At 69.3% G+C, this 22,882-nt stretch carries 18 protein-coding genes; 9 read left to right on the top strand and 9 right to left on the bottom strand.

Annotation, left to right across the window (positions count from 1 at the left end; all coding sequences use genetic code 11):
- Positions 1 to 36: 36 nt before the first annotated feature.
- Complete coding sequence (locus tag JOD67_RS10145; protein ID WP_205117179.1) at positions 37 to 1,824, top strand: glycoside hydrolase family 2 protein; 1,788 nt, start codon at positions 37 to 39, stop codon at positions 1,822 to 1,824.
- Between the two features lie 175 nt (positions 1,825 to 1,999).
- Here JOD67_RS10145 and JOD67_RS10150 read toward each other — a convergent pair whose 3' ends face one another.
- The gene (locus JOD67_RS10150; RefSeq protein WP_205117180.1) at positions 2,000 to 2,572 is read right to left on the bottom strand and encodes a hypothetical protein; all 573 of its coding nucleotides are present in this window, start codon (positions 2,570 to 2,572) and stop codon (positions 2,000 to 2,002) included.
- Between the two features lie 240 nt (positions 2,573 to 2,812).
- Between JOD67_RS10150 and JOD67_RS10155 the strand changes: the two genes are divergently transcribed.
- The 5 genes from JOD67_RS10155 (at position 2,813) to JOD67_RS10175 (ending at position 9,086) form a co-directional block, all read left to right on the top strand.
- A complete protein-coding gene (locus tag JOD67_RS10155) occupies positions 2,813 to 3,133 on the top strand; it encodes an L-rhamnose mutarotase (RefSeq protein WP_205117181.1) in 321 nt (106 codons plus the stop codon).
- Positions 3,134 to 3,164: 31 nt separating this feature from the next.
- Complete coding sequence (gene rhaI / locus JOD67_RS10160) at positions 3,165 to 4,331, top strand: L-rhamnose isomerase (RefSeq protein WP_205117182.1); 1,167 nt, start codon at positions 3,165 to 3,167, stop codon at positions 4,329 to 4,331.
- Positions 4,328 to 6,358 (top strand): bifunctional aldolase/short-chain dehydrogenase, encoded by a 2,031-nt coding sequence (locus JOD67_RS10165; RefSeq protein ID WP_205117183.1) that lies wholly within the window; start codon positions 4,328 to 4,330, stop codon positions 6,356 to 6,358. Before rhaI ends, JOD67_RS10165 begins: the two co-directional genes overlap by 4 nt.
- A complete protein-coding gene (locus JOD67_RS41825; RefSeq protein WP_205117184.1) occupies positions 6,355 to 7,713 on the top strand; it encodes a rhamnulokinase in 1,359 nt (452 codons plus the stop codon). The genes JOD67_RS10165 and JOD67_RS41825 overlap by 4 nt, the downstream gene beginning before the upstream one ends.
- Before the next feature lie 203 nt (positions 7,714 to 7,916).
- The gene (locus JOD67_RS10175) at positions 7,917 to 9,086 is read left to right on the top strand and encodes a M20/M25/M40 family metallo-hydrolase (RefSeq protein WP_205117185.1); all 1,170 of its coding nucleotides are present in this window, start codon (positions 7,917 to 7,919) and stop codon (positions 9,084 to 9,086) included.
- A 60-nt stretch (positions 9,087 to 9,146) separates the two neighbouring features.
- Here JOD67_RS10175 and JOD67_RS10180 read toward each other — a convergent pair whose 3' ends face one another.
- Positions 9,147 to 9,575, bottom strand: a complete 429-nt coding sequence (locus JOD67_RS10180; RefSeq protein WP_205117186.1) for a hypothetical protein — start codon at positions 9,573 to 9,575, stop codon at positions 9,147 to 9,149.
- Between the two features lie 251 nt (positions 9,576 to 9,826).
- On the opposite strand from JOD67_RS10180, the gene JOD67_RS10185 reads away from it, so the two are divergent.
- Complete coding sequence (locus JOD67_RS10185; RefSeq protein ID WP_205117187.1) at positions 9,827 to 10,840, top strand: zinc-dependent alcohol dehydrogenase; 1,014 nt, start codon at positions 9,827 to 9,829, stop codon at positions 10,838 to 10,840.
- Positions 10,841 to 10,991: 151 nt separating this feature from the next.
- Here JOD67_RS10185 and JOD67_RS42635 read toward each other — a convergent pair whose 3' ends face one another.
- The 4 genes from JOD67_RS42635 to JOD67_RS10205 form a co-directional block, all read right to left on the bottom strand.
- Complete coding sequence (locus JOD67_RS42635) at positions 10,992 to 11,957, bottom strand: type IV toxin-antitoxin system AbiEi family antitoxin (RefSeq protein ID WP_504970650.1); 966 nt, start codon at positions 11,955 to 11,957, stop codon at positions 10,992 to 10,994.
- Positions 11,958 to 12,155: 198 nt separating this feature from the next.
- Entirely contained in the window at positions 12,156 to 13,412 is a 1,257-nt protein-coding gene (locus JOD67_RS10195) for an SLC13 family permease (RefSeq protein WP_205117189.1), read from the bottom strand.
- Positions 13,413 to 13,439: 27 nt separating this feature from the next.
- Positions 13,440 to 16,271 carry an FAD-binding and (Fe-S)-binding domain-containing protein gene (locus JOD67_RS10200; protein WP_205117190.1) on the bottom strand — a complete coding sequence of 944 codons (2,832 nt, stop codon included), beginning with the start codon at positions 16,269 to 16,271 and terminating at the stop codon, positions 13,440 to 13,442.
- The gene (locus JOD67_RS10205; protein ID WP_205117191.1) at positions 16,268 to 17,410 is read right to left on the bottom strand and encodes a pyridoxal-phosphate-dependent aminotransferase family protein; all 1,143 of its coding nucleotides are present in this window, start codon (positions 17,408 to 17,410) and stop codon (positions 16,268 to 16,270) included. Before JOD67_RS10205 ends, JOD67_RS10200 begins: the two co-directional genes overlap by 4 nt.
- Before the next feature lie 105 nt (positions 17,411 to 17,515).
- Between JOD67_RS10205 and JOD67_RS10210 the strand changes: the two genes are divergently transcribed.
- Positions 17,516 to 18,265 carry an IclR family transcriptional regulator gene (locus JOD67_RS10210; protein WP_205117192.1) on the top strand — a complete coding sequence of 250 codons (750 nt, stop codon included), beginning with the start codon at positions 17,516 to 17,518 and terminating at the stop codon, positions 18,263 to 18,265.
- A complete protein-coding gene (locus JOD67_RS10215) occupies positions 18,258 to 19,283 on the top strand; it encodes a dihydrofolate reductase family protein (protein WP_205117193.1) in 1,026 nt (341 codons plus the stop codon). The genes JOD67_RS10210 and JOD67_RS10215 overlap by 8 nt, the downstream gene beginning before the upstream one ends.
- A 459-nt stretch (positions 19,284 to 19,742) precedes the next feature.
- Here JOD67_RS10215 and JOD67_RS10220 read toward each other — a convergent pair whose 3' ends face one another.
- From JOD67_RS10220 to JOD67_RS10230, 3 genes are read right to left on the bottom strand one after another with little or no spacing between them, the layout of a single operon-like run.
- Complete coding sequence (locus JOD67_RS10220; RefSeq protein ID WP_205117194.1) at positions 19,743 to 20,792, bottom strand: lactonase family protein; 1,050 nt, start codon at positions 20,790 to 20,792, stop codon at positions 19,743 to 19,745.
- Between the two features lie 48 nt (positions 20,793 to 20,840).
- The gene (locus tag JOD67_RS10225) at positions 20,841 to 21,332 is read right to left on the bottom strand and encodes a methylated-DNA--[protein]-cysteine S-methyltransferase (protein ID WP_205117195.1); all 492 of its coding nucleotides are present in this window, start codon (positions 21,330 to 21,332) and stop codon (positions 20,841 to 20,843) included.
- Entirely contained in the window at positions 21,329 to 22,810 is a 1,482-nt protein-coding gene (locus JOD67_RS10230) for a DNA-3-methyladenine glycosylase 2 family protein (RefSeq protein WP_307782342.1), read from the bottom strand. The genes JOD67_RS10225 and JOD67_RS10230 overlap by 4 nt, the downstream gene beginning before the upstream one ends.
- Positions 22,811 to 22,882: the final 72 nt, after the last annotated feature.

Raw genomic sequence — 22,882 nt, forward strand, 5'->3', positions numbered from 1 at the left:
TACATCGATGTACATCACGCTCTCGAGGAGCTGCACGTGACCCACGCCGACGCGCCACGGCCCGAATACCCGCGTCCTCAGTTCGTCCGGCCGGACTGGCTGAATCTCAACGGCCAGTGGCAGTTCGAGATCGACCGAGCCGACTCCGGGTTCGAGCGCGGACTCGTCGAGGCGGAGCTGAAGGGCGAGATCCTCGTCCCGTTCTGCCCCGAGTCCGAGCTGTCCGGAATCGGCGACGTCGACTGGATGGAAGCCGTTTGGTACCGCCGTACGGTGACGATCCCCGCGGACTGGGCGGGCCGCGACGTCCTGCTGCACTTCCAGGCGGTCGACCACGACGCGACGATCTGGGCGAACGGCAAGGAGATCGTCCGGCACCGCGGCGGCTGGACGCCGTTCACCGCCGACCTGACCGGGGTCGCCTCGGCCGGTGAGGACGTCACGATTGTCGTCCGGGCGCGCGACCCGAAGTCGGGATCGCAGGCGCGCGGCAAGCAGTCCGACCAGTACGGCAACTACGCCTGCCTCTACACGCGGACGACCGGCATCTGGCAGACCGTGTGGCTGGAGCCCGTACCGAAGAGCCGGCTCAAGCGGCCGCGCGTCACGCCCGACCTGGCGAACGGCGAGTTCCTGCTCGACCTGCCGCTGTCCGGGCCGCGGGCCGGGCTCTCCGTCCGCGCGACGCTCTCCGACCAGGCTGGCGAGATCACGACAGCGCAGGTGCGCGCGGACCTCGACCTCGCGCCGCGGCTGCGGCTCGCGATCCCCGAGGACCGGCGCCGGCAGTGGTCGATCGACGACCCGTTCCTGTACGACCTCACGCTCTCCCTGGTGGCGGCGGACGGCTCGGTGGTCGACTCGGTGACCTCGTACGCCGGCCTGCGGTCGGTGACGATCGAGGGCAAGGCGATCCTGCTCAACGGCCAGCCGGTGTTCCAGCGGCTGGTGCTCGACCAGGGCTACTACCCCGACGGCATCCTGACCGCGCCGTCGGACGAGGCTCTGGTGCGCGACATCGAGCTGTCGGTGGCGGCCGGGTTCAACGGCGCGCGGCTGCACCAGAAGGTGTTCGAGGAGCGGTTCCTGTACCACGCCGACCGGCTCGGCTACCTGGTGTGGGGCGAGTTCGGCGACTGGGGTTCGAACGTCGGCAAGACCGGCGACAACCAGCAGCCGACCGCGTCGTACGTCACCCAGTGGCTGGAGGCGGTCGAGCGCGACTACTCGCACCCGTCGATCGTCGGCTGGTGCCCGTTGAACGAGACGCACCAGCACCTGCACGACCGGATCACCCAGCTGGACGACGTGACGCGGGCGATGTTCCTCGCCACGAAGGCCGCCGACCAGTCGCGGCCGGTGCTGGACACCTCGGGCTACTCGCACCGGGTGCTCGAGACGGACGTGTACGACTCGCACAACTACGAGCAGAACGTCGAGAAGTTCGCCGAGGCGATGTCGGGCCTTGCCGCGGGCGCACCGTACGCGAACGCGGGGCCGAACGTGCCGTTCTCCCAGCCGTACGCGGGCCAGCCGTACTTCTGCTCGGAGTTCGGCGGCATCTGGTGGAACCCGGACGCGCGCCCGGACGAGGACTCGTGGGGCTATGGAGAGCGGCCGCGGACGCTGGAGGAGTTCTACGCCCGCTTCGAAGGCCTGGTCGCGGTGCTGCTGGAGGACCCGCAGATGTTCGGGTACTGCTACACGCAGCTGACGGACGTCTATCAGGAGCAGAACGGGGTCTACCGCTTCGACCGTTCGGACAAGTTCGACCTGGCCCGGATCCGGGCCGCCCAGACGCAGACGGCAGCCATCGAGAAGTAGCAGTCCCGTCCCTGTATGTCGCCGGGCAGCTCGCGTCAAGCGAGGCCCGGCGACACACAGGGACACGGGTTCTGCGCTATTCTGAACGCAGGTGGACGTCGTGGGCGTTCACAAGACGTAGGGCCCGACCGACCTGGGGCATGACCGGGAGGCGGGCCCGGCGCGTTTCTTGAGGTCAGCAACCCGAATCGATCTCGATGTCGTAGACAACCTCGCCCAGGGCTTCACGCCCGTATCTTTCGACGCCGAGCCGGTGCGCGCGGCAGGCGCCGGCGACGATGTCCGCCACCCAGAGCAGCGGTTCGGTCTCGCCCCTCAGGTGCTCGATCCGGAACCCCACGCCTTTCGGCAGGTTGTACCGGGCTCCCTGAACTGTCCGCACGTCGCGCTTGTCCAATTGCGGGCCTCGGGACTCTGCGCGCAGACAGGTGACCTGAAGGTTGGACAGCTCATGCACCAGGCGCGTCAGACAGGCCACTCTGGCTCGTTCCTGCCGACGGTGGGGAACGGGTGCCGCGATGGTCACGATGTGAAGACCACCCAGCCCGGCTACGACATCGGCGGCTTTCCGGCGCTCGCCGGACTCCATCTGGCTCCAATGGAGCTTGCCGATGCGCGGACCTCGCAGGGCGAGCATCGCGGTGCGAGCGTCGTCGACCTCACCGTCGAACACGGCCGCGGACACGACATACACGCCTTCGCGGTCTGATTCCGCGAAGGACTCGTCTGCCCAGGCGTCGTGCGACATGGCGAGAGCGTAGGGCCGCGCACCGACACGGGTCGGTCAAGCGCTGACGATCACGGACGACGGGCCGGAGGCGTCTCGCGCTGTTTCGACGGGTGGAACGACGCTTCCGGAACCGGTCTGCCAGGGCTGGACGAGCCGGTTGACCGGTGGGCGGACGTGCCGCATGCTCGTGAAACGATTCATGACCTTGTCAGGGGGCATGGACGGGCGACCGGGTGTGGGGCGGAGGGGTACGAGCCGATGCGACGGGTCTGCTTCCTGCTCCGCGTCAAGCCGGACCGGCTCGAGGAGTACCGCGAACGGCACCGCCACGTCTGGCCGGAGATGCGTCAGGCGCTCCGCGAGACGGGCTGGGGCAACTACACGCTGTTCCTCAAGGACGACGGCCTGCTGGTCGGCTACCTCGAGACCGACGACTTCGACCAGGCCCTCGCCGGCATGGCGGCCAGGGACGTCAACGCCAGGTGGCAGGCGGAGATGGCGGAGTTCTTCGTCGAGCTCGATTCCGGCGCCGCCGACGGTGACATCCGCCCCCTCGACGAGGTCTTCCACCTCGACTAGGCCCACGAGCACAAAGAGGAGCTGAAGGCCCATGGCATCGACCGACGCGGTGAAAGCAGCGCTCAAGGCGCAGCACATCGAGACGCCGTCGTGGGCCTACGGCAACTCCGGCACGCGGTTCAAGGTGTTCGCGCAGGAGGGCATCCCGCGCAACGCATACGAGAAGGTCGACGACGCCGCGCTGGTCAACGAGGTCACCGGCGTCGCGCCGAGCATCGCGCTGCACATCCCCTGGGACAAGGTCGACGACTACGCCGACCTGTCCAAGCACGCGAACGACAAGGGCATCACGCTCGGCGCGATCAACCCGAACGTCTTCCAGGAGGACGACTACAAGCTCGGCAGCGTCTGCAACCCCGACCCCGCGATCCGCGCGAAAGCCATCGACCACCTCAAAGAGTGCGTCGACATCATGGACGCCACCGGGTCGGAGATCCTCAGCCTCTGGTTCGCCGACGGCATCAACTACCCGGGGCAGGATTCCCTCAGGGCAAGGCAAGATCGGCTCGCCGAAGCACTGCAGGCCGCGTACGACCGGCTGAGCGACGAGCAGCGCATGCTGGTCGAGTACAAGTTCTTCGAGCCCGCGTTCTACGCCACCGACATTCCGGACTGGGGAACGTCGTACGCCCATTGCGCGACGCTCGGGGACAAGGCGCAGGTACTCGTCGATACGGGACATCACGCGCCCGGCACCAACATCGAGTTCATCGTCGCGTTCCTGCTCCGGCAGGGAAAGCTCGGCGGCTTCCACTTCAACAGCCGCTTCTACGCCGACGACGACCTCATGGTCGGCGCGGCGGACCCGTTCCAGCTGTTCCGGATCATGCACGAGATCGTGCGGGCCGGCGCGCTGGACAAGGCCGCGAACGTCGCGTTCATGCTCGACCAGTGCCACAACCTCGAGCCCAAGGTCCCCGCGATGATCCGTTCGGTGATGAACGTGCAGGAGGCCACCGCGAAGGCGCTGCTCGTCGACGCCGACGCGCTCGAGGAGGCGCAGCGCGACGGCGATGTCCTGGGCGGGAACGCCGCGGTGATGGACGCGTTCAACACCGACGTCCGCCCGCTCCTGCGAGAAGTCCGCGAAGAGCTGGGCCTCGACCCCGACCCGCTCGCCGCGTACAAGCGTTCCGGCCATGCCGAACGGGTCCGCGAGGAACGCAAGGACGGTCAGGCGGCAGGATGGGGAGCATGACCCACCCCGAAGTCCAGCACCTGCTCGACCGCAGCAATCGGCTCGGCGCCGATCCGCGGAACACCAACTATGCCGGCGGAAACACCTCCTGCAAGGCGACCGCGACCGACCCGGTGACGAACGGCGACGTCGAGCTGCTCTGGGTCAAGGGCTCCGGCGGCGACCTCGGGACACTGAAGGAGAGCGGCCTCGCCGCGCTCCGGCTCGACCGCATGCGGGCCCTCGTCGACGTCTACCAAGGCGTCGACACCGAGGACGACATGGTCGCTGCGTTCGACTTCTGCCTGCATGGCAAGGGCGGAGCGGCTCCGTCGATCGACACCGCGATGCACGGGCTCGTCGACGCCGCGCATGTCGACCATCTGCACCCGGACGCCGGCATCGCGTTCGCTACGGCAGCCGACGGCGAGGCATTGACCAAGGAGTGCTTCGGGGAACGGGTCGCCTGGGTGCCGTGGCGGCGGCCAGGATTCCAATTGGGCTTGGACATCGCGCGGATCCGGCGCGAGCACCCCGAGGCGATCGGGGTGATCCTCGGCGGGCACGGCATCACCGCGTGGGGTGCGACGTCGGAGGAGTGCGAGGCGCACTCGCTGGAGATCATCCGGTGGTGTCAAACCTACATTGACGAACGTGGCCGGCCCGATCCGTTCGGCGCGGTTGTCCATGAGCCGTTGGAAGAAGTCGAACGCCGGCGCCGCGCGGCAGCGCTGTTCCCGTTGCTGCGCGGGCTCGCGTCGACGGACAAGCCGCAGGTCGGGCACTTCACCGACTCCCATCCGGTGCTCGATTTCCTCGCCAGGGAACGGCATCCGGAGCTCGCCGCGCTCGGTACCTCCTGCCCGGACCACTTCCTGCGGACGAAGGTTCGCCCGCTCGTCCTCGACCTTCCGCCGGATGTGCCGCTGGACCAGACGTACGAACGTCTCCGCGAGCTGCACGCCGCGTACCGCGACGACTACCGCGCCTACTACGAGCGTTACGCAGACGAGAGCTCACCGGCCATGCGGGGCGCGGATCCGGCGATCGTGCTCGTGCCCGGCGTCGGCATGTTCAGCTTCGGCAAGGACAAGCAGACCGCCCGCGTGGCCGCCGAGTTCTACACCAACGCGATCAATGTGATGCGCGGCGCCGAGGCGATCTCGACGTACCAGCCGATCGAGGAACGCGAGAAGTTCCGCATCGAGTACTGGCAGCTCGAAGAGGCCAAGCTGCAGCGGATGCCCAAGCCCAAGCCGCTGGCGACGCGGATCGCGTTCGTCACCGGCGCCGGGTCGGGCATCGGCCGCGCGATCGCCGAACGACTGGCCGCCGAGGGCGCGTGTGTGGTTGTCGCGGACCTGAACGCGGAGGCGGCGGCGACGGTCGCCGCGGAGATCGGCAACGCCGACGTCGCCGTACCGGTGACGGTCGACGTGACGAACGAGGAGCAGATCGACGAGGCGCTGCGTCAAGCCGTGGTTGCGTTCGGCGGCGTCGACCTGATCGTCAACAACGCCGGGCTGTCAATCTCGAAGCCCTTGCTGGAAACGACTCTCGCCGACTGGGACCTGCAGCACGACGTGATGGCGCGGGGCTCGTTCCTCGTCTCGCGTGCGGCCGCGCGGGTGCTGATCGAGCAGGAGCTCGGCGGCGACATCGTCTACATCTCGTCGAAGAACAGCGTCTTCGCCGGGCCGAACAACGTCGCCTACAGCGCGGCGAAGGCGGACCAGGCGCACCAGGTGCGGCTGCTCGCCGCGGAGCTCGGGCAGTTCGGCGTACGGGTGAACGGCATCAACCCGGACGGCGTGGTGAAGGGCTCGGGCATCTTCGCGAGCGGATGGGGCGCGCAACGTGCAGCTGTGTATGGCGTTCCGGAGGAGAAGCTCGGCGAGTACTACGCGCAACGCACGTTGCTGAAGAAGGAAGTGCTGCCTTCGCACGTGGCGGCAGCGGTGTTCGCGCTGGTGGCGGGTGATCTCGCGCAGACGACCGGGCTGCACGTTCCGGTCGACTCCGGCGTCGCGGCGGCGTTCCTCCGGTGAGCCCGTTCGTCGCTGCGGCCGTCGACCTCGGAGCGTCGAGCGGGCGGGTGCTGCGCGGTGAGATCGGGCCGGATGTCCTTGCGGCCAAGGTCGTTCATCGATTCCCGAACGAGCCGGTCGAGGGTCCGCGGCTGACCTGGGATCTGGACGGTCTCTGGGGCGGCATCCAGGAAGGTCTCCAGGCGGCCGGCGCGGTCCAGTCGATCGGCGTGGACTCGTGGGGCGTGGACTACGGCCTGCTCGACGAGCGTGGCGCCTTGATCGCGCCGCCCGTGCACTACCGGGACAACCGGACCGACGGCGTGATGGAACGTGTACGTGCGTCGCTCGGGGACGCGGCGCTGTACGAGCAGACCGGCCTGCAGTTCATGCAGTTCAACACGATCTACCAGCTGCTCGCCGAGGACCCAGAGCTGCTCGAGCGGGCGCGGACGATGCTCCTGATCCCCGACCTGATCGGGCACAAGCTGACAGGGTCGATCGGCGCGGAACGTACGAACGTGTCCACCACGCAGCTCTACGACCAGGGGACGCGCAGCTGGGCGACAGATCTCGCGTCCAGCTTGGGGATTCCGACGGGGATCCTGCCGCCGCTGCGGGAGCCGGGCGACGTACTCGGAACGTGGCAGGGCGCAAGGGTGACGGCCGTGGCGTCGCACGACACGGCGTCGGCCGTGGTGGCGGTGCCGGCGGAGGGCGAGCGGTTCGCCTACATCTCCTGTGGGACCTGGTCGTTGGTCGGCGTGGAGCTGGCGTCGCCCGTACTCACGGCCGAGAGCCTGGCGGCGAACTTCACCAACGAGGTGGGCGTCGACGGGACGATTCGCTTTCTGCGCAACGTGATGGGGCTGTGGCTGCTGCAGGAGTGCATGCGCTGGTGGGCGCCGCCGTTGGAGTGGCTGCTTGAGCAGGCGGCGCGCGAGCCGGGCGGGCGGTTCGTGGTGGACGCGGAGTCGGAGGAGTTCCTCGCGCCGGGGAACATGCCGGAGCGGATCCAGGCGTACTGCGCGCGGACGGGCCAGCCGGTCCCGCGGACGGCGGCCGAGATCACCCGCTGCATCCTGGACAGCCTGGCTGTCGCCCATGCGCGGAACGTGCGAGCGGCGTCGCGGCTGTCGGGGCAGCCGGTCGACGCGGTGCACATCGTGGGTGGCGGGTCGCAGAACGCGTTGCTCTGCCAGCTCACGGCCGACGCGAGCGGTCTCCCCGTCCTGGCCGGCCCGGTGGAGGCGACGGCGCTGGGCAACCTCCTGGTCCAGGCCCGTGCGGCGGGAGTCGTCGAGAGCCGTCAACAGGGACGGGAGTTCGTGCGGAGGACGCAGGAGCTGCGGCGGTATACACCCAGAGACAGCTAACGGCGATTCCCCAGGCCCGCAGGGGCCTTTCCCCGATGCGCCCTCACCTCCGCCCGGGACAGGCTTGCCGAACGAGCCTGGGAGGACACATGTCGAACTCGAAACCTCGCGCCGTCGGTCGGCGCGTACTGCTTGGTGGCGCCGCGGCCGTGGTCGCGGGAGCCGGAATCGTGCACGGTGGGGCGGCGTACGCTGGCCGTCCAATGGATCCGATCGAGGAGTCGATCGATGCCCTGGTGGGCAAGCGGGAGCGTGGCCTGATCGCGCTGCGCCGTGATATCCACGAGCACCCCGAGACCGCCGGACAGGAACGGCGAACGGCTGCGCTGGTGGCTAGCCGACTCCGGGCCGCGGGGCTCGACGTACGCACGGGCGTCGGAGGGCACGGCGTCGTTGGCGTTCTCACCGGCGTACGCCCCGGCCGGACCGTCGCGTACCGCGCGGACATGGACGCGGTCCCGCCGGCCGACCAGCTCGGAGGCGACGGCGCCGCACCTGCCCACCTGTGCGGACACGACCTGCACACCACGATCGGCGTGGGCATCGCCGAGGTGCTGGCGAGCCTGCGCCGCCGGCTCAGTGGCAAGGTCGTGTTCGTCTTCCAACCCGCCGAGGAGAACCTGACCGGCGCCGCCGCGATGCTCGGAGACGGCGTGTTCCGAGGCGCCCGGCCAGCCGAGATCCACGCGTTGCACTGCGGGCCGTTGCCGGTCGGGCACTTCGCCGTCATGCCCGGATACGGCTATCCGGGCCAGGACCACGGCGTCATCACCGTCACCGGCGCCGACGCGATCCCGCGGGCGCGGCAGCTCGCCGCCGACCTCAGCGCGCTCGGCACGGTGTCGCCGCCCATCACGCCGGAGGATCTCGAACAGTTCCTGGTGGACGCGGGGACGCCGAACGGGCCGCTGTCGGAGTTCATCTTCCTGCAGGCCGGCGTGTCCGACACCGCCACCGCCGACCGGGCCGAGGTACGGGTTTCGTACCGCTGCTGGCCGGAGGAACGGTACGTCCGGATCCGCGGCACCATCCGCCGGCTCGCGGCGTCGGCGGGCGCCTCCGCGCCCTTCACCGATGACCCGTTCCCCGCCTTGAAGGTCCCGGAGCGCGACGGTCGGGCCGTGCGGCGCTACCTGCGCGGCCGGCTCGGCCGCGGGCGGGTGAGCACGATGTACGCCTCGATCCCGTTCCGCGGCGAGGACTTCGCGCTGTTCTTCGACCGGCTCCCGGGTACCTACTCCTACCTCGGCGTCCGGGCACCCGGCGCTGGAGTCGAGACCAGCTATCCGCATCTCGCGACGTTCGACCCGGACGAGCGCGCGATCGGCCACGGCGTCCGCGCGATGGCCGGCTGGCTCGCGACCCGCACCTGAGGTGAAGCGCCTTTCCTGTGCGGGGATCTCCGCACAGGAAAGGCGCTTAGTGGTTGTCGATCAGGGATTCCAGCAACCGCTGTTGCTGAGTGGCAATGCCTTCACGTCCCAGCTGCTGTTGCCGAAAAGAAGGTGCCTTCCGTTGGGGAAGTTGAACGCGTCGGCCCGGAAGAAGTTGACCTCCCCGAGGTCTCCCGCGCCCGGAGGGTTCTGCTCGGTTCCCCTGAGCCAGATACGGAATCTCACGCAGTATCCCGGTCCCACATAGATGCCCGCCGTCGTCGGCCAGCCCGAGAAACGCCCGGCTGGAATCAGTGCGTCGTACTTTCCGGGAACGTTGTAAACGCCGTCGTACCAGCGGATCGCGCCAATGTCGTAGGAGCCGGTGTTGCGAACTTCGATGGCGTCCGCCGAAGCCGCGGTCGGTGTCAGGAAAGTCAGAAGTCCTGCGACCAGAGCAATGACGGGTGCCCATGCCAGTTTTCTCATGAGTTCCCTCCCGTTGGATGTGAGGGCGCGCTTGTACAACGTTGATAAGAGTCGTCAGCGCATCCCCGATTTCAGTGAGAGGAACGTAACCGTGGGCCGGTGGCGGCGTGCTGGCGCGTTCTCGTATGTGAACGCCGGGCGCGGACGGACGCAGTTGCCGTGGGCAAGGGTTGTTCGGCCGGCTGACGGCTTCTTCGCTATCCGAGAAACGCCGGGCTATGGTGCGCGCGGTCGGTGAGAGGAGCGGGACGTTGCGCGCACTGGTCTATCGGGGGCCGTGGGACATCGGCGTGGAGACGCGCCCGGATCCGGTGCCGGGCGCGGGCGAGGTCCTGCTCGAGGTACTGGCCACCGGCATCTGTGGCTCGGATCTGCACGGTTTCACCGGCGAGAACGGCAGGCGCTTTCCCGAGCAGGTGATGGGCCACGAGACCGTCTGCCGGGTCGTGAGCGGCGACTACGCGGCCGGGGCGCTGGTCACTGTCAACCCGGTGTTGGCATGCGGCGAATGCGCTGCCTGCAAGGAAGGTCAGCAGCCCAGGTGCCGTACGAAACGCGTCATTGGTGTGGATCCGGCCATCTCCGCTGCCTTTGCGGAGCTTCTGGTGGCTCCCGCCGCCAACCTGGTCCCGTTGCGACCCGACCTGCCCCTCGAGCTCGGAGCGCTCGTCGAGCCCCTCGCCGTCGGCTCCCACGCGGTCGCGCGCGGTGAGGCGACGCCTGACGACGTCGTGCTCGTCGTGGGCGGCGGGCCGATCGGGCAGGCCTGCGCGCTCGCCGCGTCGCGCGCCGGCGTGGGGCGGCTGGCCGTGTCCGAGCCCGTTGCCGCCCGCCGCGCGCTGCTCGACGCGGTGGGCATCGCTTCGTTCGACCCCACCGACGGCGCGTGGCCGGACGTACTCCAGGCCGTCCTCGGGGATCTCCCCACGCTGGTCATCGACGCCGTCGGCTCCTCCCGTTCGCTGGCCGACGCCCTGACCGCCACCGACCTCGGCGGCCGTGTCGTGCTGGTCGGCATGCACACGCCGCAGCTCACCGTGCCCGCCTATGCGGTGAGCGTGGAGGAACGTACGGTCGTCGGCAGTTTCTGCTACACCGACGCCGAGTTCCGCGCCACCGCCGAGTGGGTCGGCACCGCGCCCGCGGCCATGCTGGACCGCCTCATCGAGGGCCGCGTCTCCCTTGACGAAGCGCCCGCCGCCCTCGACGCGCTCGCCAAGGGCGACCTCACCGCCAGCAAGGTCCTGATCCTCCCCAACACCTAGACCACCTAGACCGTGGTCGCCCCCAGCCCCTACTCCCTCACAAACTGTGGGGTTCTGGTAGCGACACGCCAGCGTGTCGCTACCAGAACCCCACAGTTTGTGAGGCCCCGGGCGGGTAGGGGCGTGGGTGCGAGCGTGGTGGGCAAGGTGGCTAGATGACATGGTCACGCTCGAGAGTCCAGCGGTCGAGTCGACGATCTCGTGCCAACCCGCGTTCGCGAGCCTGCTTGAGGCGATAGACGGTACGGCGCCGGAACTGTGCGAGGTCGGGTGCGGTGACTCGTACGACTGTGAGGCCGTGCTGCTCGAGGACCTCCTCGCGAGCGTTGTCCGCAGTGTGATGCTCAAGCGTTCGGTGCTGTGCTCCGTCGTACTCGCCGACGAGTCCGGACTCGATGTCGAGGAGGTCGGGTATACCGAGCAGGACGCCGTCGCTCGAGCCGTAGACCGGCACGTTGACCTCCGGCAACGGTATGCCGGCGTCGACTGCCCACGCAACACGGAACCGGCTTTCCGCGCATGATCGGGAACGCGAGTCGGCAAGAGCAACCGCACGGCGGGCTCGACGTACGCCGCGCCATCCAGTGTGCTCGGCGATGTAGTCAACAACGTCGTCGCGACCCACCAAGGTCTGCCGCAGCATCGCGTCAACGGCGGCGACTGCTTCTGACAGGTCAGGAGCTCTCCGTATGAGGTCGAAGGTCGTCCGGATCGCACCGAGGACGGGGATGCCGCTCACTACGTCAACCTCATCGTCGGCGAAGGCGCTACGGACGAAGACGATGCCGGCACGTGGACACATCTGCACCTGTGGTTGCAGGCAGATCGTGATGGGAAGCGTGGTCCCGTCTGGTGCGATCCCATCGAGATCGGAAGCGCCAAGGAGGTACGCGGCCGCCCAGCCCGCAAGTACCGTGCCTTCGAGGAGCAAGGTGGATGCGTCCTGAATGCGAACCAGGGGATCGTCTCGCGGACGGCCGAACCACGAGTGAACGCCTTGATATCGGCGCTCCCATTGGGCGCTCTCCAGATCGTGCCGACTTCCTCCGTACTTCGCGGCACGCGATCTGGTCATCGGACATTGGACTGCGTCGTCAGGCAAGGGCTGAACGGACATATGGCGAGTCTGTAGAGCGGTCCGACGAGTCGACGACCCTCAGCCACATCTGTGGAGAACTCTCCGATCCCATGGCATGTGGACGAAACCCAGCCCTCGGATCTCCGACCACTCACAAACTGTGGGGTTCTGGTAGCGACACGCCGGCGTGTCGCTACCAGAACCCCACAGTTCGTGAGGCGGGAGCTGGGGCTAGAGCTAGAGCCAGCCCGGCGCGACCAGAACGAGCCAGGTCAGCAACGGTCCGACGGCCACGATCACCGCGCCGTACGCGAGCAGGCGCTTGTAGAACACCTGCCGATCCATGCCCTGCACGTTCGCCACCAGCAGCGCACCCGTCGTCGAGAACGGGCTGACGTCGACGATCGTCGACGACACCGACAGCGCCGCGATCAGGCCGACCGCGCCGAGCTCGCCCTGCAGCAGGAACGGCACCGCCAACGGGATCAACGCACCCAGGATCCCCACCGACGAGGCGAACGCCGACACCACGCCGCCGACGTAGCAGATCAGCAACGCGGCCAACAGGGGCGCACCGATCGCCGCGACGGACGTGCCGATGTAGTCGATGGTCCCGATCTCCTGCAGCACCCCGACGTACGTCACCACACCGCCGATCAACAACACCGTCGACCAGGCGATCCGGTCGACCGCGCCGCGGTTGGCCTTCGGCGACGCCAGCGACAGCACCACGGCGACCGTCACCGCGACCAGACCCACGTCGAGGTCGAAGAACAACGCCAGCACGCACAGCACGAGAATCCCCGTGACCGTGAGCGCCTGATGCCAGGTCAGCCGCAGGCTCGACTTCTCCTTCTCGGTCTCCTCGTCCTCCGCCGTCGCCACCCGCCGGAACAAGGGCAGCCCACCGAACAGGCAGAAGACCACCACGGCCGCCGCCGTGTTGAACGCGAACGAGGACAGGAACAGCACGACGTCGTTCGACGGCAGCTTCGCGTCCGACACGACCTCGTTCACGATCCCGCCCAGCACCGAGATCGGCGAGAACGCCCCCGCCTGCGTCCCGTGCGCGACCATCAGCCCGATCAGCAGGGCGTTGATGTCGTACTGCTTGGCGAAACCGAAGGCGATCGGTGCCAGGATCGCCGCCACGGCCGGCGCCGGCGCACCGACCGCGGTCAGCAACGTCGCCAGGATGAACATCACGAACGGGATCGCGACCAGTCGCCCGCGTACCAGGCGGATCGACACGCGCACCACCCAGTCGACGGTCCCGTTGTTCGTCGCGATCGCGAACAGGTACGTGATGCCGACCAGCGTCACGAACAGTTTGCCGGGGAACGCGTCCAGGATCGTCCCGGTGTCCATGTTCGCGGCCAAGGTGCCCACGAGGAACGCACCCACGAGCGCGAGCGCGCCGAGGTTCACCGGGAGAACGGTCGCGATGACGAACATCGCCACCAGGACGAGGATGGAGATATGCTCAGCGGACATGGCGCCAACCTCCCCGAAGGTCTGTGACTAGTCCAATAAGGCCGAACGAACGAGTTGGACCGGATGACTGGCCGTACGACCAGCGCCGTGCGCTATCTGTTGACGACACGAGACCCCGGTGGCGGCGACCAGCGTGTCGGGAGGTTCGGCGGTCAGCGCGGGGAACAGGCGCAGGCCACCGATCTTCATGGACAGCTCGTAGTGCTCCGACTCGAATCCGAACGAGCCGGCCATGCCACAACACCCGGCGTCCAGCTCGACCACCTCGGCGCCGGGAATGCGTTCGAGCAGCGAACGCGTCGCCGCCGTTCCGACGACCGCCTTCTCGTGGCAGTGGCCGTGCAGAACGATCCGCCGGCCGCTGACGGGTGAGTCCGCGGCCAACGGGAGCGCGCCGTCCTCCATCGCGGAGAGCAACACCTCGGGAACGAGCTTCGCCGCCTCGGCCAACCGAGGCACGCGTGAGTCGTCGGGCAGCAAACTCGCGTACTCGTCCCGCAGTGTCAACAGGCACGAGGGTTCGACGCCGACGATCGGTAGGTTTCGTTCGACGTACGGCCACAAGGTGTCAACCATGCCTTGCGCATGGGCCTTCGCCTGCCGGAGCAGGCCCTTGGAGATGCTCGACCGGCCGCAACAGCCGTTTCCCACCAGGCGAACGGCGAAGCCGGCCCGCTCGAGCAGCTCCACCGCGGCGCGGCCGATGCCGGGCTCGGAGTACGTCGTGAACGAGTCCGCGAGCAGCACGACCTCGCCCCGCTCGGCGCTGGCCGGAGCCGCGCGGCGACGGAACCAGCGCTGCAGGTTGCGTCGCTCGAACCGCGGCAGCGGACGGTTCCGCGAGATCCCCAACCAGCGATCCAGCGCCGCCCGAATCGGGCGCCAGCGAAGCGATGCGTTGGCCAACGGCGCGAACGTCGAGCCGAGCCGGTTGAGCGTACGGATCGCGCCGAACACCCGGGACCGCAACGGCGTCCCGTGCAGCTCGTGTCGCTGCGACAGGGCCTCGCTCTTCATCGACGCCATGTCGACACCGAGCGGGCACTCCGACTTGCAGGCCTTGCATTCCAAGCAGAGATCGAGAATCTCGTGCAGTCGGTCGTCGCCGAGGGCCGCACGTGGGTCGGGTGAGGAGAGCGCCTTGACCAACGCGTTCGCCCGGCCGCGCGTTGAGTGCTCCTCCTCGCGCGTCGCCATGTACGAAGGGCACATCACGCCGGAGTCGTCCTTGCGGCAGACGCCGATGTTCATGCACCGATCGGCGGCCCCGTGCAGTCCGCTCGTGGACGCGAAGCTCAACTGGGTCGGGATCTTCGGTGCTGGTGGCAACGCCGGATCACGCAGATGCTCGGTCAGCTCGGGTGCGTCGACGATCTTCCCCGGGTTCAGCCGGTTGTCGGGATCGAACAGCCGCTTGACCTCGCGCATGGCCTCGTACAGCTCGGGCCCGAACTGCTTGCGGTTGAACGCCGACCGCACCAGCCCGTCGCCGTGCTCGCTGGAGTTCACGCCGCCGTACCGCATCGCCAGCTCGGCGATCTCCTCGGCGACGGCACGAAGCTTCGTCACCTCGCCCGCCTGCCGGAGGTCGACGAACGGGCGGATGTGCAGGCAGCCGACCGAGCAGTGCCCGTAGAATCCGGCTTCCATCCCGTACCTGTTGAGGATCGCGGCGAAGTCCTCGACGTACGGCACCAGCACGTCCGGCGGAACGGCCGTGTCTTCGACGAACGCGAGCGGCCGCCGGGTACCGACGCTCGCCGCCATCAGCAGCCCGAGGCTGGCCCGCCGCACCTTCAGTACGGACGCCTGCTGCTCGGCCGTGACCGCCCGCAGCGTGTGGTAGCCATGCTTGTTCGCCGCCCAGGTCGTGGCCAGCTCCTCAACCCGGCCGGCGACTTCGGCCTGCGAGTCGCCGAAGAACTCGACGAACAGCAACGCCGCGGGAGTGCCCTGCAGGATCGTGCCGAGCGACGCGTACTCCAGCCGCTGGTACGACAGCTCGAGGATCGTCGAGTCGATCAGCTCGACCGACGCGGCGTCGAACGCCAGCGCGTCGGTCGTGGCAGCGATCGCCGCCGGTGTGGAGGAGAAGTGCCCGACCGCGATCGCCCGCGCGGTGGGCCGCGGCACCAGCCCCACTTCAGCTTCGGTGACGATCGCGAGCGTGCCCTCGGATCCGACGACCAGCTTGGTCAGATCGCCGGCAGCGCGGTCGAGCCGGTAGCCACCGGAGTGTCGCCAGAACGGCGGAAACCCCGCCAGGGCAGCCTCGTGCCGGCGCAGGATGTCGGCGACACCGGCGCTGAGCGGGTCGTCCCCGCCGGGGGCAAGGTGAGCTTGACGGCCGTCGGCGAGCACCACGTCGAGCGCCCGTACGTGGTCGATCGTCGAGCCGTACCGCACCGAGTGACTGCCGGCGGAGTTGTTGCCGATCATGCCGCCGATCGTTGCCCGGTTGCTCGTCGACGTGTCTGGGCCGAACGTCAGGCCGACCTTGCGGGCATGCCGGTTCAGCTGATCCTGGACGACGCCGGGCTGGACGAGCGCGGTCCCGGCGTCGGCGTCGACCGACAGCACCTGGTTCAGATGTCGGGAGAAGTCGACGACGATCGCCCGCCCGACCGTCTGCCCGGCGAGGCTCGTCCCGGCGCCGCGCGGCAGGACTGGCACGCCCCGCTCGCCGGCGACCTGCACAATGCGCTGGACATCCCTTGTGTGCTTGGGGAAAGCGACAGCCAGTGGTTCGATCGCGTACATGCTGGCGTCGGACGAGTACAGATGCAGCGTGAACGGGTCGACGCGCACCTCTCCCTCGAGCGCGGCCGCAAGCGCGGTCTGGATGCGCTCCGAGCTCATGCGAGGGAGTCCAGCGCCGCGTCGAGTCCGCCCTTCTCGATGGGTACGCCGGCCGCCGTCAAGCCCAGCTGGACACCAGCCAACGTGCCCGCGAGCGTGAGGTCGTTGAGGTCGCCGAGATGCCCGATCCGGAACACTCGCCCGGCCAGCCTGCCGAGTCCCGTGCCGAGCGACAGGTCGTACCGGTCGAGGATCAGCTCTCGCACGGCATCGGCGTCGTGCGGCTCAGGCACGACGATCGCGGTGAGCGAGCTCGAGTACTCCCGCTCGTCCGCGCAGAGCACCTCCAGCCCCCAACCCCGCACGGCCCGGCGCGTCGCCTCCGCGTGCCGGTCGTGGCGGGCGAACACGTTCGGCAGACCCTCGTCGAGCAGCAGATCGAGCGCGACCTGCAACCCGTACAGGAGATTCGTCGGCGGCGTGTACGGGAAGAAGCCCCGCTCGTTCGCCTGCAGGATCGGGCCCCAATCCCAATAGGCACGGGGCAAACGCCCCTGCTCGCGCGCGGCGAGAGCCTTCGCGCTCACCGCGTTCAGGCCGAGGCCGGGCGGCAGCATGAGCCCCTTCTGCGAGCACCCGACCGTGACGTCCACGCCCCACTCGTCGTGCCGGTAGTCCATCGAGCCGAGCGACGAGATCGTGTCGACCATCAACAGCGCCGGATGATCCGCCATCGCCGCACGAACCTCCGGGATGCGGCTGCGCACGCCGGTCGACGTCTCGTTGTGGACGACCATGACGGCCTTCGTGTCGTCCCGAAGATGGTCGGCGACCAACGACGGGTCGGCGCCGTGCCGCCAGTCACCCGGAACGAAGTCGACCTGCAAGCCGAGGTTGACGGCCAGATCGCGCCATAGGGTGGCGAAGTGGCCGGTCTCGAACGCGAGCACGCGGTCCCCGGGCGACAGGGTGTTCACGAGCGCGGCCTCCCACGCCCCCGTACCCGACGACGGGTAGACGACCACCGGCCCGGCCGTCTGGAAGATCGACTTCAGCCGGTCGAGGACGTCGAGCGCGAGTGAAGCGAACTCCGGACCGCGGTGGTCGATCGTCGGCCGGGACAGCGCGCGCAGCACGCGTTCCGGCACGTTCGTGGGCCCAGGGATCTGCAGGAAGTGTCGTCCACTGCGCGTCGTCACCAGACCATCCTCCCGGTCGGCTGGCCGTTCGTTCCGTTTTACGGCACAATGTTCCGTGGGGCGGTACGGCGGATCGTAGGAGTCGGTCGTGCGAGGAGTCAAGGCATGCAGAACGTTCTGAACACTCTCCGCGTCCTCGAAGAGGTCGCGACCCGGCAGCCCGTGGGCGTCGGTGAGCTGGCCCGCGTGCTCGGGATGCCCAAGAGCAGCACCCAGCGCGCGCTACACACGCTGAACACCGCGGGCTGGATCCGGCAGGCCCGCGGCGAGGTGACGCGGTGGGTGCTGACCACCCGCGCGCTCGACGTCGGCCGGCACGCGACCGAGGAGCTCTCGCTGCGCGACGCCGGCATGCCGGTGCTGGAGGAGCTGCGCGCGCGGACCGAGGAGACGATCCACCTGATGGTCCCCGAGGGCGACAAGGTCGTGCTGATCGAGCGGCTGCAGACGCCCAAGGCCGTACGCATCGTGCTGCCGCTCGGGATCAACCTCCCGTTGCACGCCTCGGCGAACGGCAAGGCGGTGCTGGCGCACATGCAGCCCGCGTACATCGACCGGCTGATGCGGACGCCCCTCCCCGGCTACACGCACACGACGATCACATCGAACGAGCGGTTGCAGGGAGAGCTGGCCGCGATCCGGCGGCGCGGGTACGCGACGAACAGCGGCGAGTGGCGCTCCGATGTGGCCGCGGTCGCGGCGGCGGTGCTCGACTCCGACGGCGTGCCGGTCGCGAGCCTGTCGATCTCGACGCCGCGGACCCGGATGCCGGAGGAGCTGGTGCCGACGTACGGCCGGCACGTCAAGGCGGCGGCGTTGGCGCTGGCCGCTCGGCTGGGGTACGCGCGTGAGTGATCGCCCGTACGTGCTGGTCAGCTGCGCGATGTCGGTCGACGGGTTCCTCGACGACGCGAGTGCCGAGCGGCTCATCCTGTCGAACTCGGACGATCTGGACCGGGTCGACGAGCTGCGGGCGCGGTGTGACGCGATCCTCGTCGGCGCGAACACGATCCGGCGCGACGATCCGCGGCTGCTCGTCCGCTCGGACGTACGGCGGCTGGCGCGGGTCGCGGAGGGGCTGCCCCCGAGTCCGTTGCGGGTGACGGTCACGCGGTCGGGTGAGCTCTCTCCCGGGGCTCGGTTCTTCGCCGGGGAGGCGGAGTCGGTCGTGTTCTCGTCGCTCTCCGAGGCGCTGCCGGCGTTGGTCGAGCGGGGCGTGCGGCGGCTGCTGGTCGAGGGCGGGAGCGCGGTGCTCACGTCGCTGTTCGCTGCGGACCTGGTCGACGAGCTGCAGCTCGCGGTGGCCCCGTTCTTCGTCGGCGATGCTCTGGCTCCCCGGTTCGTGGGGCCTGGGGCGTTCCCGCACTCGGCTCGGCGCCGGATGCGGCTCGCCGGGGTCGAACAGGTCGGCGACGTCGTCGTGCTCCGGTATCTTCTCGGCGCGATGGACGACGAACGGTGGCTGCGCGAGGCGATCGAGCACTCCCGGCTGTGCCCGCCGTCGCGGACCGCGTTCTCGGTCGGCGCGATCGTCGTCTCCGCCTCGGGGGAGGAGCTCGCCCGCGGCTACTCGCGCGAAGGCGATCCGCTCAACCATGCCGAGGAAGCGGCACTCGCGAAGCTGTCCGGTGACCTTTCCGGCGCGACGATCTACTCGTCACTCGAGCCATGCTCGACCCGCAAGTCGCGCGAACGAAGCTGCGCCGACCACATCGAGGCCGCCGGCCTCCGCCGCGTGGTGTTCGCCTGGCGCGAGCCGTCCCTCTTCGTCACCGGCGAGGGCGCCGAACGCCTCACCGCCGCCGGCATCGACGTGGTCGAGCTGCCCGCCCTCGCACCGAACGTCCGCGAGGTCAACGCCCACCTCTTCTAGCCTCGTTCCTTCGTCCGGCGGTGGGTCGACCGGTCCGGCCCCGCTCGGGGGCCATCGACCATGTTTACATGATCATTGGCCCCCTTACGTGGGGTGGACGCCAGGTAGAGCGGCCACTGGCCGGGTAAGGCGGCCACGACGCTTCACCTACGGAGTGCCTTCCCGCTCGGATCACTCGAGACGTCGCAATCCCACGTCTGCCCGGGCCGTGTCTGGCAAAGATCGCCTGGCGCGCGACACCTCCCCAAGATAAGCAGAGTCCGCCTGTACGCGGTGCGCGGCTCGTCACCCATAGAGCCAATCGAGTTCCTCCTGCACCACGCCCATACGGGCTCGGCGCTCGTTGCCAGACACGACCTGCCGGACCTCACCGTCCACAGCCCAGCCCACTTCCCTTGCCAGACTGGGGTTTTCGGAGGGCTGCCACGTGGCAACACCCCGTTTCGGCAAGGGAAGTCGTCAGGCGAGGGCTGGGAGGATGCAGCCGGGGCTGGGGACCGCGATCTCGCCGACCAGCTCCGGGAGACCCGTCTCCGTGGACAGGCTGAAGTGCGTCACCTGGTGCGAGCGCTCGTTCGCGACGTACAGGTGGCTGCCGGACACCGCGAGGTGCCGCGGCCACGCGCCGCCGGTCGGGACGTCCGCAACTGGCCGTACGACGGCGCCCTCGACGGCCAGCACGCCGATCACGTCGAGGCCGCGGTTCGCGACGTACAGGAACCGCCCGTCCTCGGAGATCCCGATCTCCGACGGGTAGTTGTCGTCCGGCGCGGGCTGCTGCTTCAGCGACGACGTCACGCCCGTCGGAGCCAGCGCGCCGGAGGCGGGGTCGAGGAGGAACGTGGTCACGGTCGAGTCGAGCTCGTTCGCCACATGGACGTGGCCGTCCGGCGCGAACGCCAGGTGCCGCGGTCCCGCGCCGGGCTCGGTGTGCGCGATCGAGCCGTTCGTCAACGTGCCCTTGTCGAGGTCGAGGACGTACGTCAGCACGGCGTCGATGCCGAGGTCCACCGCCAGCACGTGCGTGCCCGACGGGTCGACGCGTACGTGGTGCGCGTGCGGACCCTCCTGCCGCGACGGGTTGGGCCCAGATCCCTTGTGCTGAACGAGATCCGTCCGGTCACCGAGCTCGCCGGTCGCAGCGATTGGGTGCACGGTGACAGCCCCGCTGCCGTAGTTCGCGGTCAGCAGGAACCGGCCGGTCGGGTGCACGGTCAGGTGGCACGGACCGTTCGCGCCGGTGGGCTGCGTGCCGAGGAAGGTGAGCGAGCCGTCGTCGCCGACCGCGTACGCCGACACCGCGCCCTCGCCGACCTCGTTCACGGCATAGAGGAACTGTCCGGACGGATGCCAGGCCAGGAACGCCGGCGACGCGGACTCCGCCACGACGTCGACGACCGACAGCTCGCCGGTCGAGATCGCCTGCTTCGCGAGGGTGATCCCGGTGCCCGTACCTCCGGGCGAAGTGAACGAGCCGATGTAAACCAGGCGGGTGTCGCTCGACGACATCTGACGTCCTCCGGGGTGTGGGCGAGAGTCTCCCCACGACCGTACTGCTCAGCCGAAGTCCGCCTCCACCCGAACGCGTGCCTCGAGCTCCAGCAACCCGACCTTCTTGTCCAGCCCGCCGCCGTAGCCGACCAGCTTCCCGTTCGCGCCGATCACCCGATGGCAGGGGACGATCACCGGGATCGGGTTCGACCCGTTCGCCGCACCGACGGCCCGCGGCGACGCGGAAGGGCCGATGCGCTTGGCCAGTTGGCCGTACGACCACGTCTCGCCGTACGGGATCTCCAGCAGCAGCTGCCACACCATCCGCTGGAACGCCGTCCCCTCCAGGCGCATCGGCACGTCGAACGTCGTCCGCTCACCCGCGAAGTACTCCCGCAGCTGATCGGCCGTTGCCCGCAACACCGGGTCGTCGTCGAGCGTGCCCTCCTGCAGCGGGGCGTTGCCGGCGAAGTGGATCCGGGTGAGGTGGCCGTCGACCACGCGGAGCTCGAGCGCGCCGACCGGTGAGGCGATCACGGCCATGGTCGCGTTGCTCATCCCGAGTCCCCTTTGTCGGAAAGGTGTGTCCACAGATGCTGGGCCGCGTAGCTCCGCAGCGGGCGCCAGCGCTCGGCGAGCGCGGCGATGGTTCGCGGGTTGTCGTCGACGCCGAGGGACACCAGTGCCTGCCGGATGCCGAGGTCGGTGCCGGGGAACGCGTCCGGGTCGCCGAGTCCGCGCAGCGCGATGTACTCGACGGTCCACGGTCCGATGCCGGGGAGGCTGAGCAGCGACTCGCGGACCTCCGCGCGGTCGGCGCCGCGGTCGAGCCGGACGTCGCCGTTCGCGACCGCCGCGGCCAGGCCGGTGATCGTCCGCGTGCGCGACTGCGGCATCGGCAGCACGCCGGCCCCCGCGAGCGCCGTCGGCGTGGGAAACAGGTGCGTCAATGTGCCGATGGGCTTGGACAACGGTGTGCCGTGCGTCTCGACGAGCCGGCCGGCGACGGTACGGGCCGCCGCGATCGACACCTGCTGGCCGACGATCGCGCGGATCGCGGTCTCGAACGGGTCGACCGATCCGGGGACGCGCAGGCCGGGCCGCTTGCGTACCAGCGGGCCGAGCAGGTCGTCGCTGTCGAGCACGTCGGCGATCCCCGCTGGGTCGGCGTCGAGGTGCAGCAGCCGCCGGCAGCGCGCCGCCGCCGGTCCGAGGTCGCGCAGATCCTCCAGCTGCAACCTCGCCTTGACATGTCCCTCGGCAGGCGTCAGCTCGACGACTCCCTGCGCGTGCGGCAGCGACAGCACACGCCGGTAGGTCTGGCCGTCCAGCTCCTCCAGGCCGGGGATGACGCGGTCGGCGAGGTACTGCCAGAGCGCGTCGGCCTCGAGCGGCGCGCGGTACGGCAGCCGCAGCTCGACGGCTCCGTTCGTGCCCGTCGGGCCGCGCCGCCGCGCCTTCTCGCGCACCTGCCCGGGCGTCGCGGCGAACACCGTACGGACGGTGTCATTGAACTGCCGCACGCTGCCGAACCCGGCGGCGAAGGCCACGTCGGTGATCGGCAACGGCGTCGTCTCGAGCAGCAGCCGCGCGGTGTGCGCACGACGGGCCCGGGCGAGCGCGAGCGGTCCGGCGCCGAGCTCGGCGGTGAGCAACCGGCCGAGGTGACGGGTCGTGTAGCCGAGCTGCGAGGCGAGCCCGTTCACGCCCTCCCGCTCGACCAGACCGTCGTCGATGAGGCGCATCGCGCGGGCCGCGACATCGGCGCGGATGTCCCACTCCGGCGAGCCCGGCGCGGCGTCGGGGAGGCAGCGCCGGCAGGCGCGGAAGCCGGCCTCCTGCGCCGCGGCGGCGGTCGGGTAGAAGCGGGTGTTCTCGCGCTTCGGCATCACCGCGGGACAGCTCGGACGGCAGTAGATGCCGGTCGAGGTGACGGCCGAGTAGATCCACCCGTCGAACCGCGGGTCCTTCGACTCCGCGGCGCGGTAGCACTGCTCGAACGTCGGCATCACACCGTCGAGCGTGCCACCCGGCACCGACAGGAGCTAGCCGGATTCGGACATGGTTGTGTCGACGTACGGCTCATCCACTTTGTCCTTAAGTCAGGA

It is taken from the genome of Tenggerimyces flavus, assembly GCF_016907715.1.
In the GTDB taxonomy this organism is placed as follows: Bacteria; Actinomycetota; Actinomycetes; order Propionibacteriales; family Actinopolymorphaceae; genus Tenggerimyces; species Tenggerimyces flavus.

Excerpts from the sequence above, each read along its gene's own strand:
- JOD67_RS10150 (WP_205117180.1), bottom strand. The coding sequence starts at position 2,572 with ATGTCGCACGACGCCTGGGCAGACGAGTCCTTCGCGGAATCAGACCGC.
- JOD67_RS10210 (WP_205117192.1), top strand. The coding sequence starts at position 17,516 with ATGCAGAACGTTCTGAACACTCTCCGCGTCCTCGAAGAGGTCGCGACC.
- JOD67_RS10155 (WP_205117181.1), top strand. The coding sequence starts at position 2,813 with ATGCGACGGGTCTGCTTCCTGCTCCGCGTCAAGCCGGACCGGCTCGAG.
- JOD67_RS10165 (WP_205117183.1), top strand. The coding sequence starts at position 4,328 with ATGACCCACCCCGAAGTCCAGCACCTGCTCGACCGCAGCAATCGGCTC.
- JOD67_RS10225 (WP_205117195.1), bottom strand. The coding sequence starts at position 21,332 with ATGAGCAACGCGACCATGGCCGTGATCGCCTCACCGGTCGGCGCGCTC.
- rhaI (WP_205117182.1), top strand. The coding sequence starts at position 3,165 with ATGGCATCGACCGACGCGGTGAAAGCAGCGCTCAAGGCGCAGCACATC.
- JOD67_RS42635 (WP_504970650.1), bottom strand. The coding sequence starts at position 11,957 with ATGTCCGTTCAGCCCTTGCCTGACGACGCAGTCCAATGTCCGATGACC.
- JOD67_RS10175 (WP_205117185.1), top strand. The coding sequence starts at position 7,917 with ATGGATCCGATCGAGGAGTCGATCGATGCCCTGGTGGGCAAGCGGGAG.
- JOD67_RS10220 (WP_205117194.1), bottom strand. The coding sequence starts at position 20,792 with ATGTCGTCGAGCGACACCCGCCTGGTTTACATCGGCTCGTTCACTTCG.
- JOD67_RS10200 (WP_205117190.1), bottom strand. The coding sequence starts at position 16,271 with ATGAGCTCGGAGCGCATCCAGACCGCGCTTGCGGCCGCGCTCGAGGGA.
- JOD67_RS10180 (WP_205117186.1), bottom strand. The coding sequence starts at position 9,575 with ATGAGAAAACTGGCATGGGCACCCGTCATTGCTCTGGTCGCAGGACTT.
- JOD67_RS10195 (WP_205117189.1), bottom strand. The coding sequence starts at position 13,412 with ATGTCCGCTGAGCATATCTCCATCCTCGTCCTGGTGGCGATGTTCGTC.